The organism is Synoicihabitans lomoniglobus (assembly GCF_029023725.1).
In the GTDB taxonomy this organism is placed as follows: Bacteria; Verrucomicrobiota; Verrucomicrobiia; order Opitutales; family Opitutaceae; genus Actomonas; species Actomonas lomonigloba.
In genome coordinates, this window is sequence record NZ_CP119075.1 from 2,923,777 (window position 1) to 2,936,419 (window position 12,643).

The window sequence follows — 12,643 nt, forward strand, 5'->3', positions numbered from 1 at the left end:
CGGACCGACTGCCGACGGAATATCATGTGCGTCACCGCAATTTCAGCGTTTCAGTTTCCCGCGATTCAGCTTTGTCTTCCCGCTGTCCCATGGAACTCCCCGACGACGCCCCCCGACTCCCCAAGTTGCCTTTCCTCCTCGGCGATCTCGTGTTTATCGCCGCCGCCGCGTTCATCGCCTACCGCGCCGGCACCCCGCCCAGCACGGCGAGCATTGTCGGCATCATCGTCTGCGCCGGCATCGGCGTGGCGCTGGGCTTGGCACCGTTCATCATCGGCTACGCGCGTTCGCAGGACAACCAGTTGACGGAACGGCAGCACGCCTTGGAAGCGCTCGTGCGCACCACGACGACGGCGGTCGAACAAGCCAGCATCGCCGCCAACGGGCTGCACGAAATTGCCGAGATCACGAAACGAAATTTGCATTCCATCGACACGCTGCCCGCCCGTCTCGAATCGGTGCGCAAAGCGGCAACCGTGGAAACGGCCCACCAGGAGTCGGCCGACTCCTCCGCGCTCCACGAGGAGTTGGCCGCCCTGCGCACCTCGCAGTCGACCCACGCCACCGAGACCCGGGCCGCCCTCGATGCGCTGCTATCCAAATGGGACGACACGTCGAAGCAGCTCACGAGCGACATCGAAAAAATCGGCCGGAAACTTACGACGCAACTCGCCAAAACCAGCGCGGCCGTCATCGCGCCCCCTTCCCCCGCATCTGAGCCTGAGCCCGCGCCGGAAAACGGTGGTGAGGCGAAACCCAAACCCGCGAAAAAACCCAAAGCTCGCGCGAAGAAAAAAGAGTCCGCGGCACCCGAACCGTCGCTGTTCGACGACGGTTCGAGCGAAACGAAACCATTGGCCGAAAAACCCGTCGAACCCACCGCACCCGCGACGGTCGTCGAGAAAGCGGAAGCCCCATCGCCGCCGCCCCCGGCACCCGAGCCCGAGCCTGAGCCCGAGCCTGAAGAGCCGACGCCGGAAACCGCCCCGGTGACAACTGACGCTGATGGTGACAAATCCACCGATGCGGAGAAACCGCTCGCCGCGCCCCCCGCTGAAGGAGGCTTAACGCAACTGACCGTCACGGCCTACATCGGCATCGGCAATCGCCTGTTCGTGCGCGGAGACGGTCCGGGGTTGAGCCGCGAGGAAGGCACCCCGTTGCAATTTGTTTCCATCGGCAAGTGGCGTTGGGAGACCGATGCCGCCGTCGGCCCCATGAAGCTGACTTTGTGGAAAAACGATCAAGAGGAATGCACCGCCGTGGGCGAAATCGAGCTCGCCCCCGGCACGCATTTTGAGACTTCGGCGTCGTTTTAGCCCGGGTGAAGCTACGGCAGTTCGTAGATCTCGATCATGCCCCGGCCCGAAGCACCGAGGTAGCCCTTAAGCTCCACCGTGTAAGTCCCCGGATCGAGTTCCAACAACAACGCTGAATCCAGTCCCGAGGGAGCGAGCGGAAACGCTCCCACTTGCGCCGCAGCGCTGATGAGCGCAGCCGAATTACTCGATTCCCAATCGTCGTTCGAGGCGATGCTTCGACCGTCGGCAAACACCTCGATCACCGCATCGGACAAAACGTTGGCTACGCCGTAGTCACCCAAACGCGGACCGATGCCACGTATCAAAACCCGGAGCTTGCCGGTGCCGCCAATCACGAATCCCGCCGTCAGGGTGCCGGCCGTGCCGCCGACTTCCGTCTGGGTGGAAAGATTGACGAGACGTCCCGCCGCATCGAGCGCATCGGCGTCATACGCCTCGATGAGCACTTTCCCGGATCGCTCGAAATAGTCGACGACGTGCACCGTGTAGCCACCCGGGGTCAGCGTCCGCAGCACGGCCGACTCGCGAGCACTGTCCAACGGGAATGCCCCCAGACGGCTGCTGACGTTGGCCACTTCGGTCGATCCCGCCACAGTGGACCAATCGTCATTAATCGCAAATTGCGCCGACGCACTGTCGAATAGTCGCATCAACGGATCGCTGATGACACCGGAGGCACCGAAGCCACTCAACGTGGGCCCCACGCCCCGCACCAAGATTTCCTTGGCGGCACCGGCGGAGGTCAGCCCGAGGATCAACGTGCCGAACTGCCCGCCGGTGTTGCTGAGCACGGACAAATTGAGCAGACGAGCAGCTCCGGAACTGGAACCGCCGTCGCCGCCGCCACCTCCGCCCGCCGGAGCGTTCAAGGTCCAACTCGCGGCCAACGTGTAAGCATTCACCGTGCTCGTGTTGGAGAGGCCGCGCACCCGGATGTAATAGTTCCCCGGTTGCAAGGTGGCGGTTGTGATCAGGGAAAACAAACCCGCGCCACCGTCGTCGTTGTAGCCCACCTGCGCCGTCGCGCTATCGGGTCCGTAAAGCCACATCTCGGTGTCGCCGGCACTGCCTGCGGTTTCGACGCGCAGGTTGGTCGCGCCGGTGGCTCCGATTTGAAAGATCGCCCAGTCTTCATTACCCACGGTGTGGATACTGCGGTTTTGCGTTTCTCCGTTGGCGATCGTGCGCGCACTGGCCGCCGATTCGTCGTCCTCATAAGCGTCAGCCGCAATCGATCCACCTCCTCCGCCTCCGGGGGCAGCAGCCTGCGTCCAACTGGCGGTCAGAGTATAGGCGTTGACCGTGCTCGTGTTACGGTAACCCCGCACCCGGATGTAATAGTTCCCCGCCGCGAGCGAGCTGGGAGTGATGAGCGAAAACAAGCCCACGCCGCCGTCGTCATTTGATGCCACCTGGGCCGACGCGCTGTTCGGTCCATACAGCCACATTTCAGTGTCCCCTTCACTCCCGGCCGTCTCGACGCGAACATTGGTCGCACCGCCGGCGCCGATTTGAAAAATTGCCCAATCTTCGTCGCCCGCCACATGGATGCTCCGGTGTTGGGTTTCCCCGTTTACAATCGCACGGGACTGAGCGGCCGAACCGTCAGCTTCGTAGGCATCGGCCGAGATCGAGCCGCCTCCTCCGCCGCCGCCACCGCCACCGCCGCCGGAACCACCTCCACCTCCGCCGCCGCTGCTGCCTCCATACATTGCGACCACTCCGTCAATATCGTCCTGTCGCACGGTGTCGATGTCGCTCACCGACGCGTTCATGATGGCGGAAACACTTTGTCCGGAATCGTCGGGATGGTCCAACCCCAGCGCGTGGCCCAGTTCGTGTATCAGAACGCGGCGAAGGTCCTCCACGCCGTTGCGCAACGCCCCCCGATAGGAGTTCCACGATTTGTTGGAGTTGATGATGATATCGGCCTCAACGCGGTTACCTCCCACCTGCCATTGCGACAAAGTGATGCCCAGCGTGTTGGATCCGAAGCTGTCGCCGTAAACCGTGCTGTTGAAAAAGATCGTGTTTTCCCCGTCGCCATCGGTCCCCACGTAAGGGGAAGTCGTAGCGCCGATCTGCAGGTTGCTCATGTGCCCGTTCCAAATCAGAATGGCCGAAGCCGCCACGTCGTCCCAACTGGTGGAACCATCCATGAGCGCGCCATTGGGGCTACCCATCGCCAACTCATAGGTCAGGATTCCGCTCGGCCAGACATGACCCTCGGTCACGTAAGCTCTCGCCGCCCCCGTAAACCCAACCAACGCCAATGCGATGCCGACCGCGCGACGACTCGGCCACCGGTGGAGCGCAGTCATTCCACCCTCCCTTTTCGTGCCTGATCCCGCACGGCTTGGCGAAAGTCATCCAAGGTCAGAGTTCGCGACAGCGGTTCGACCACTGCATCGCCCCGCTCCCGCAACGGCGCGGAAACTCCACTGGGTCCCGTCAACGGCGAACCGTCGGCACGCACCACCCGAGCTTCACCCGTCGCCGATTCGCGCTGCACTCGAAATTGTCCGTGGGACCACCCCACCAACGGACACACTTTCCGGGGGCCTCCTTCCACAAACAGCACCATTTCCTTACCCACCGTAAACGTGGGCATCGCGTCGACCTGCATGACGCGGCCGTCGTATTCGCCGCCCAAATAGTGCAGACTCATTTTGGACGCCACGGGGTCCCCCCGCAGCGACTCGTGGATTTGCAGAATCACCTCGGTTCGAATCAGCGCCCGACCTTCGTAGGTATCCGGGTAGGAGCGGACGGACTCGACGGTGGCTCGCACGATTTGGTGCGACTCGTCGACGAGCTGCGCAAAATCCGGCGGCACAATCGTGGTGGCACGCATGATTCCGCTGCTCGAACAGATTAAAAAACCCAGCAGGAGTTGGCTCAATCGGACAATATGAAGGCGCATGGCAAATGAGGGAGAAAAATCACCGACGCTAAAATCGGTCTGAAATCGAGAACGCCCATTAGCAGCCAATCCTGACGTTGAGAAAAAGCGCACAACGCCGTTCGGCGCCAAATTACGATTATCTCCTAATAAAACCGCACGCCTGTCCGCCGCCGTGGGTTCGGAGCTGTGTCCTTGGCCACGTTTACGTCTACGCGCCCCTGCTCATGCACCGTTTGTAGAAATCGATGCACAACCGCTCAATTTCCTCAGGTGAACTCATGCTGGAGGCTTGGTCGGCCAGATCTCGGGCGTCGACGGCCGTCATCGCCCGGATCACAAACTTGCAGGCGGGCAGCAGGGGCGGCGTCATGCTGAGCTCGTCCACACCCAGCCCCACCAACAGTGGCACAAAGATCGGATCGCCCGCCATTTCGCCACAAACGCTGACTTTGATCCCGGCGGCATGCGCGTTCTCGACCACTTCGCGAATCACGCGAATCACCGCCGGATGCGACGGTTCATACAAGTGAGCCGTGCGATCGTTCACCCGGTCGATCGCAATCAGGTATTGGATGAGATCGTTGGTGCCGATGCTGAAGAAATCACATTCGCGCGCCAGAGAGTCGGAGGTGAGCGCAGCACTGGGGATCTCGATCATACTTCCGATCGGCATGGCTTCATTGAAGGGAACGCCCTCCGCTCGCAACTCCTCCTGGCACTCCACCAGCACCGCCCGCGCTTCGCGCATTTCCCGGGTTCCGCTGATCATGGGAAACATCAGGTGCACGTTGCCGTGCGCACTCGCCCGCAGAATCGCCCGCAGCTGCGATTTGAAAATATCCCGATGCTCCAGACAGAACCGAATGGCTCGAAAACCGAGAAACGGATTATCCTCCCGTGGGAACAGATGCGGCGCTCCAGTCATGGGCTTGTCGCCGCCCAGATCGAGCGTGCGAATCACCACCGGTTCCTGACCAAACGCTTCAGCCACGGTGCGGTAGGAACGCAACTGCTGCTCCTCGGACGGCACCACCGGCGACGCGAGGTAAAGGTATTCCGAACGAAACAGTCCCACGCCTTCGCCCGCGTGTTCTTTGACGAAGTCGACTTCGTCCTCCTTTTCGATGTTCGCGCGCAGCGGCACCGCATGGCCGTCCAAAGTCACGGACGGCTCCCCCACCGCATCCATCAAACGCTTCTCAAATGACTGCTTCTCGGTGCGGCGTTCGCCATAGCGGAACAACGTGCTCTCACTCGGGCGAATGATGACCACGCCATCGTATCCATCGATGATCACTTCGTCACCGTCATCGACCTGCGCCAACACTTCACGCACTCCCACCACCGCCGGCACTTTCATCGACCGAGCGACGATGACGGCGTGGCTGGTCTTGCTGCCCGACTCGGTGATCAAACCCATCGCCGAGGAACGGTCCAAGGTCGCGGCATCCGAGGGGGCAATGTCATCGGCCACCACAATGCGTCGCCCCAGCAATTGGCTGAGATTCTCCGAAGTTTGCCCCAACAAATTGTGCAGCACCCGCGAGGTCACGTCACGAATATCGCCCGCCCGCTCCCGCAGATATTCATCGTCGATTTCTGCAAACGCCTGGATGTAGCGCTGCGCCACCGTATTGAAACAGGCCTCCACATTCTTGCGCGTGTTTTCAATCTCGCGCTCCGTTTCCGAAATCAGCGCCTGGTCTTCCAACACCAAGAGATGCGCGTCGAAAATGCGGGCTTCCTCCGGACCGAGGTTTCGTTCCACCTGATCACGGATCACGGTGATCTGGGTGCGCGTCTTCATCAGCGCGTTGTTCAATCGTTCGATTTCCCCACCCAGTTTCTCATCCGCCAGCTTGAACTCGGGCACCTCGAGCTCCGCCTTCCGGTAGACAAAAGTCGGACCGTAAGCGATTCCCGGCGAGGCAGATATCCCTCTCAGGATCATCTCGTTATTGGGCTCGGATGCGCTCATTTGGGTAAAAAGTCGAAATAAGACCGGTATTGGTTGATGCGCAACCCCGCTGCCGGGGGCGGCGCCTCACGATAACCTTCGGAGTAGGGACAGGGTCAATGCGGATTTGCCGCCGACTTCGTTCGCACGGTTGTCATTTGCACCATGGCGGTATCGCCCCACCCCGCCCGAATCGTGCTCCGAATGGCCTCCGCATCAGCCTCCGGCGACAGCCACGCAAAGCAAGCGCTGCCACTGCCACTCATTCGCGCGTTCAGGCCGTGCTCGCGCTGCAATTTGGCCAGCATGACGGGGAGCGCGACGAACTTGGCAAACGCCGGCCGCTCCAACGAATTGAAACCCAATGCCTCCGCCGACGCGGACGCATCGGCTTGCCAGATCGCGAGTCGCTCTTCCGCGTCAGCGCTCGGCAAATAACTTCCGGGCGCACTCGCCGCCAACTGTTGATACGACCACACTGTCCCGATCCCAAACGCCGGTTTAAACACCAACAATGATCGGTCGCGCAACCGGGCGACACCCGCGTCAGACAGCGGGTCGATACGCTCACCCCGCCCTCGCATCACGACGGGACCGTCGTATAAAAACAACGGGCAATCCGATCCGACGCGCGCCGCCAGCGCCGCCAGTGCCTCCCGTTCCAGCGGAGCTCCGGCCAACTCGTTCAAGGCCCGCAAAGCGCCCACCGCATCGCTACTGCCGCCTCCCAGACCCGCGCCCATGGGCACGCGTTTCGTGAGCGTAAACCGGGCCCCTCCCCGCCAACCACTCGCGGTGGCAAACGCGCGCGCGGCTTGCAAAATCAAGTTATCCTCACCGCGCGGCACCGCCGGATCATCGCAGTCGAGCGTGAACTTTCCATCTGCGGCGGGGTCCACCTCCAGCGTATCGCCCCACGCCAACGGGGCCACCACCGAAACAAGTTCATGAAACCCATCATCGCGGCGACCCGTGATCGCCAAAAACAGGTTTATCTTGGCGGGGCAAAACTGGGTGATCGTATCCAAGCCTGCTCTCATCACTCATCCGCGCCCGAAAGAGAAACCCAAAAGCCGCTGGAGTTTACCAGCCGACTCCTTTCACTTGCTTCCACCCGCCCATGCCCACGCAACTCATTCTCGCTCTGGACGTTCCTTCGCGCGACGTCGCCCGCCCGTTACTTCGCCAACTCAGCGGCTCCCTGCCATGGGTTAAAGTCGGTCTGCAAATGTTCACCGCCTACGGGCCCGACTGGGTTAAGGAAGTCGCCGATCAGGGGTTCAACGTCTTCCTCGATCTCAAACTGCACGACATCCCCAACACGGTCGCCAAATCGGTCGAGTCGCTGAGCGCTCTGCCCATCGGCATGCTCACGCTGCACACCGCCGGCGGTCGGGTCATGATGGCCGCGGCGCGCGAGGCTCAACTCGCGACCAAACCGCATTTGCAACTGTTGGGAGTCACCGTGCTCACCTCGATGGACGCCACCGGGCTCGGCGAAATCGGCTGCGGCGAAGATGCCGCGGCGCAAGTTTCCCGGCTCGCCCACCTCGGCTCCGCGTCTGGTCTCACCGGCTTTGTGTGTTCGCCGCTCGAAGTCGGCATGCTCAGCCAATCGCTGCCCGCCGGCACGCAACTCGTCACCCCCGGCGTCCGCCCCGTCGGTGCCGACGTCGGCGACCAATCCCGCATCATGACGCCGGGCGACGCCGCCCGCGCCGGTTCGACCCACATCGTGGTCGGCCGCCCCATCTTGAAAGCCCCCGATCCCGCCGCCGCCGCCCACGCCATCATGGCCGAACTCGAAGCCGCGGGCTGACGCGACAGTCCTTTCCTCCAAGCCTCCAAACCCACTCCCACCCATGAGTCGCACTGCCGCCATCCTCCTCGCCGCTGGTTCCGGAAAACGTATGCGTGATTCGGTCCCGGACAAAGTGCTCGCGCCCCTCGGAGGCAAACCGGTGTTTTCGCACAGCGCAGCGACATTTGCCGAGAGTGGCGTGGCTGATCTCTACGTCATCGTCTACCGCGACCAACGCCAAATGCTGGAGCTCACCGCGCTCGCGCCCACGCCGACCCTCTTCGTCCCTGGAGGCAGTGAGCGCCAATACTCGGTCGCCAGCGCCCTCGACGCATTGCCCGCCGATATCGAACAGGTTTTCATCCACGATTGCGCCCGTCCGTTCGTCCGTGTGGAGCACTTGATCGCGCTGCACAAAATCGTGCGCAAGGAACACGCCGTCGTGCTCGCCCACCGCGTGACCGACACGATCAAACTTCATCGCGAAACCGGTCACCTTAAGAACCTCGATCGTGACTCGCTTTGGGCCATGGAAACGCCGCAGGTATTTTCCCGCGACCTCATCGTCAAAGCCTACAACAGCGCCGCCAATCGTGGCACCCGCCTCACCGACGACGCCTCCGCCGTCGAACTGCTGCGTCACCCCGTGGCACTGTTGGAAAACCAATATCCCAACCCCAAACTCACCACCGCGGCCGATCTGCCATGGTTCGAGTATCTCCTAAAAGCGGATACGCTCGAATCGTAAGCCGAGGATCAGTTCGCTCAAACTTTCAGCTTTTCAGTTTTCCCCACAAACATGCCTCCCTTTCGCATCGGTCACGGTTACGACATTCACCGCATCGTCGACGACCGCCCCATGGTCCTCGGTGGCGTGACCTTTGACGTTCCGTTCGGACTGGATGGTCACTCCGACGCCGATGCCCTCACCCACGCCGTCTGCGACGCTCTGCTTGGCGCCGCCGGGCTGCCCGACATCGGACACTTTTTCCCCAATGACGATCCCGCCTTCAAGGGCATCGATTCGCAAAAACTACTCGCTCAAGTCGCCGTCGAATTGAGCAACCGCGGTTGGTCGATCGGTAACATCGACGCGTCGCTCATCGCCGAAAAACCGAAAATCGCGCCGCAGCTCGATAAGATGAAAAGTCATCTCGCCGCCTCCGCGGGCATCAGCGTCAGCCAAGTCGGCCTGAAGGCCACGACCAATGAAGGCGCCGGCAGCATCGGCCGCAGCGAAGCGATCGCCGCCCACGCCGTCGCGCTCATTTTCCGTCAGGAAGCCAATCCGATTGAAGCACCATAGCCTCCCCTTCCCGTCGTGATCATCCGCATTCCTTCGTGGTTAAAAATCAGCGTCTGCGTCGCGCTATTGCTGACCGGCTGCAAACCGCGTGAAACCAACGTCGAGACCGGCAATCGCACCCACACGCTGCATCGCGGCATGGGACCGGCGCTCGCCGACCTCGACCCGCATCTCGCCACCGGCACGACCGACTACAACGTGTTGTCCGCCTTGTTTGAAGGACTCGTCGCCGAAGATCCCGTCGACCTCCACCCCGTTCCGGGCGTCGCCGAGAGTTGGACCGTTTCTGCCGACGGGATCACCTACACCTTTCACCTCCGGACCGACGCCGTCTGGTCCAACGGTGACCCGCTGACCGCGCAGAATTTCGTGAATTCCTGGCAACGGGTGCTCACACCTTCACTGACCGCGGACTACGCCAACCTGCTCTACGTGCTCGCCGGGGCCCGCGCTTATCACCAAGGCGAAACGACGGACTTCTCGACCGTCGGCGTCGCGGCCCCGGACCGGCACACGCTTCGAGTGACGCTCGCGTATCCCGCCCCTTACTTTTTGTCACTGCTCCAACATTGGATGTGGTATCCCGTGCATCTGCCCAGCATCGCCGCCGTAGGTTCACCGACCACACGGGGCACGCCTTGGGCCCGGCCCGGAACCATGGTCTGCAACGGTCCGTTCGAACTCGAGTCCTGGCAAAATCATGAGCGCATCGTCGTCCGGAAGAATCCGTTTTATTGGGACGCCGACACCGTGCGCCTCGATGCCATTCACTTTCATCCCTTCGAAGGCGTCGATACCGAGGAACGGGCTTTTCGCTCCGGCCAAATTCATCTCACCGATGCGCTGCCCATCGCCAAGATTGTTTCCTATCGGGAAGACAAGCCCGAGTTGCTCCGCATCGATCCCTACCTCGGCACCTACTTCTTTCGCTTCAACACCAGCCGTCCCTTCCTCGACAATCAATTCGTGCGGCGCGCCCTGAGTCTGGCGGTCGATCGCACCGCCATTGTGGAAAAAGTGCTGCGCGGCGGCCAAATCCCTTCGGCCGCATTCACGCCCACCGGCACCGCTGGATACCAACCGCCCGAGGGTCTTCGCACCGATTTCGATCAAGCGAGGAATCTCCTGATGTCCGCCGGCTACCCCATGGGGCGGGGCGCACCCTCCGTCGAAATCCTGTTCAATACCTCGGAAAACCATAAACTCGTGGGCGAAGCCATCCAGGAGATGTGGCGCCGGGAACTCGGACTCGAGGTCACCCTGCGCAACATGGAAAACAAAACCGTGCTCTCTTCGCGCCGTGCGGGGGATTTCGATGTGCTGCGGTCGGTCTGGATCGCCGACTACGCCGACCCCACGTCGTTCCTCGACGTCTGGCGCGGCGACAGTGGCAACAACTACACCGGCTGGGCCGACGCCGACTATGACGCGTTGCTGTCTCAAGCCGCCCGCGCCCCCAATCAAGCGGCGCGTTTCGACCTGCTCCAGCGCGCCGAATCCCTCCTGTTGGAACGCGCTCCCATCATCCCGATCTACACCTTCACCCACATCTTTGTGAAACGCCCGGAAGTCCGCGGCTGGCATCCGACGCTGCTCGACCATCATCCCTACAAACACGTCTGGCTGGTCGAAAATCCGGAGAACTAAAAAGCCAACCTCCCGCTCTCCCCGCTGATCGATTTAGCGTTTCAGTCATTCGCCTTTCCGTATTTTCTAAAATTCGTGTCTATTCGTGTGCATTCGTGGTTAAAAATCAGCGTCGTATTCAGCGTTATCCTACTCTTCATCGGTTGCGCGAAACGCGAAACGCCGGTCGAGGCGGGCAACGCCACACAGACGATGCACGTCGCCAGCGTGGGTGAACCCAGCGAGCTCGATCCGCACATCATCAACGCGCCGCCCGATTTCAAAATCGTGCCCATGCTCTTCGAAGGATTGGTCAACGCCGATCCCGCCACGCTCGAACCCCGCCCCGGTGTCGCCACCTCCTGGGATGTTTCCGCCGACGGCTTGACTTACACCTTCCAACTGCGTTCCGACGCCCGGTGGTCCAACGGCGCCCCCGTCACGGCAGACGATTTTCTCTTCAGCTGGCAGCGCGCGCTCACGCCGTCATTGGGATCTCAATACACGTTTCTCTTTTCGACCGTGGTCGGTGCCGATGACTACGCCGCCGGTCGCCTCACGGACTTCTCCGCGGTGGGTTTTGCCGTGGTGGACGCCCACACCATCAGCGTGACGCTGACGCAACCCACGCCCTACTTTCTCGCCATCCTCGCCAACAATCCCGTGTGGTCGCCCGTGCATCGCGGCACCATCGAAAGCGTCGGCGCCATGGCCGATCGCAGCAGCGGTTGGACGAAGCCCGAGACCTTTGTCGGCAACGGTCCGTTCGTGCTCTCCGAGTGGCGCCCGAATGTAAGTATCACGCTCCAAAAATCGTCCACCTACTGGGACGCTGCCAACGTCGGATTGAACGAACTGATCTTCCATACTTTCGACGGCTCCGACACCGAGGAGCGCGCCTTCCGGGCCGGGCAACTGCACAAAACTGAACGAGTCCCCGTTGCCAAACTCCCGACCTACCGGGATCAGACCGATTCCCCTCTGCGCGAGATTCCGTCCCTCATCGCGCGCTTCATCAACATCAACACCGCCCATCCACCGTTCGACGACGTCCGGGTGCGTCGCGCCTTCGCCCTAGCCATCGACCGCGATGTCCTCGCGGACAAAGTCTTTTTCGGCAACGCCAGCCCCGCGCGTCGTATCGTGCCCACCGGACTCGCGGGGTATCCGACCGACGGCGATTTCACTGACGATGCCGATGTCGCCCGCCAATTGTTGGCCGCCGCCGGCTATTCCCAGGGAGCCGGTTTTCCGGCCGTCGCGCTGAGCATCGAATCCGGCGGTCGCAACAACATGCCGGAAGCCCTGCAAGCCCGCTGGCGCGAAGTGCTCGGCGTAAACGTGGAAATTCTCCTGAGCGAAACCCGCGTGCACTGGAGCAAAATGCAGCGGCACGACTACACGCTCGCGATCGGCGGCTGGATCGCCGACTACCCCGACGCCACCGCGTTTCTCGATCTCTGGAAAACCGAGTCCGGCTGGAACTTCACCCAGTGGACCGACTCCACTTACGACCAAGCATTGAGCGCAGCCGCCAAGACCCCCGATGGCTCCACCCGCGCCACCGCGCTTCGCCATGCCGAGGCCGTGCTCATGGCCGACATGCCGATCATTCCCGTGGTCTTTGAAAAGCGAGCCATTCTGGTGGCTCCATCCGTGCACGATCTGTCCGACAACGCCATGGACCGCCCCGACTATCGCACCGTTCGTTTGGTTCAGCCGTAGC

The 12,643-nt window shown here is 61.8% G+C and carries 10 protein-coding genes; 6 read left to right on the plus strand and 4 right to left on the minus strand.

The genetic code is table 11. The features are described from left to right. Positions 1-89: 89 nt before the first annotated feature. On the plus strand, positions 90-1,319 hold the full coding sequence (locus PXH66_RS11470; protein WP_330931625.1) for a hypothetical protein: 1,230 nt from the start codon (positions 90-92) through the stop codon (positions 1,317-1,319). Positions 1,320-1,330: 11 nt separating this feature from the next. On the opposite strand, the gene PXH66_RS11475 is transcribed toward PXH66_RS11470, so the two are convergent. The 4 genes from PXH66_RS11475 to ispE all read right to left on the minus strand — a co-directional run bounded on the left by PXH66_RS11475 (position 1,331) and on the right by ispE (position 7,212). Then, positions 1,331-3,643, minus strand: a complete 2,313-nt coding sequence (locus PXH66_RS11475) for a matrixin family metalloprotease (protein WP_330931626.1) — start codon at positions 3,641-3,643, stop codon at positions 1,331-1,333. Continuing rightward, positions 3,640-4,176, minus strand: coding sequence for a hypothetical protein (locus tag PXH66_RS11480; protein ID WP_330931627.1), 537 nt, complete (start codon positions 4,174-4,176; stop codon positions 3,640-3,642). The genes PXH66_RS11475 and PXH66_RS11480 overlap by 4 nt, the downstream gene beginning before the upstream one ends. A 259-nt stretch (positions 4,177-4,435) precedes the next feature. Beyond that, positions 4,436-6,205 (minus strand): phosphoenolpyruvate--protein phosphotransferase, encoded by a 1,770-nt coding sequence (ptsP, locus tag PXH66_RS11485; RefSeq protein ID WP_330931628.1) that lies wholly within the window; start codon positions 6,203-6,205, stop codon positions 4,436-4,438. Between the two features lie 95 nt (positions 6,206-6,300). Next, positions 6,301-7,212 carry a 4-(cytidine 5'-diphospho)-2-C-methyl-D-erythritol kinase gene (gene ispE / locus PXH66_RS11490; RefSeq protein ID WP_330931629.1) on the minus strand — a complete coding sequence of 304 codons (912 nt, stop codon included), beginning with the start codon at positions 7,210-7,212 and terminating at the stop codon, positions 6,301-6,303. Positions 7,213-7,304: 92 nt separating this feature from the next. Between ispE and pyrF the strand changes: the two genes are divergently transcribed. The 5 genes from pyrF to PXH66_RS11515 all read left to right on the plus strand — a co-directional run bounded on the left by pyrF (position 7,305) and on the right by PXH66_RS11515 (position 12,642). After that, a complete protein-coding gene (gene pyrF / locus PXH66_RS11495) occupies positions 7,305-8,003 on the plus strand; it encodes an orotidine-5'-phosphate decarboxylase (RefSeq protein ID WP_330931630.1) in 699 nt (232 codons plus the stop codon). Positions 8,004-8,046: 43 nt separating this feature from the next. Beyond that, on the plus strand, positions 8,047-8,733 hold the full coding sequence (gene ispD / locus PXH66_RS11500; protein ID WP_330931631.1) for a 2-C-methyl-D-erythritol 4-phosphate cytidylyltransferase: 687 nt from the start codon (positions 8,047-8,049) through the stop codon (positions 8,731-8,733). 51 nt (positions 8,734-8,784) lie between these two features. Then, a complete protein-coding gene (gene ispF / locus PXH66_RS11505; RefSeq protein ID WP_330931632.1) occupies positions 8,785-9,291 on the plus strand; it encodes a 2-C-methyl-D-erythritol 2,4-cyclodiphosphate synthase in 507 nt (168 codons plus the stop codon). A 15-nt stretch (positions 9,292-9,306) separates the two neighbouring features. After that, positions 9,307-10,938, plus strand: coding sequence for a peptide ABC transporter substrate-binding protein (locus tag PXH66_RS11510; protein ID WP_330931633.1), 1,632 nt, complete (start codon positions 9,307-9,309; stop codon positions 10,936-10,938). Positions 10,939-11,013: 75 nt separating this feature from the next. Next, positions 11,014-12,642: a peptide ABC transporter substrate-binding protein gene (locus tag PXH66_RS11515; RefSeq protein WP_330931634.1), complete on the plus strand. Its 1,629-nt coding sequence runs from the start codon at positions 11,014-11,016 to the stop codon at positions 12,640-12,642. The last annotated feature ends 1 nt before the right edge of the window (position 12,643 follow it).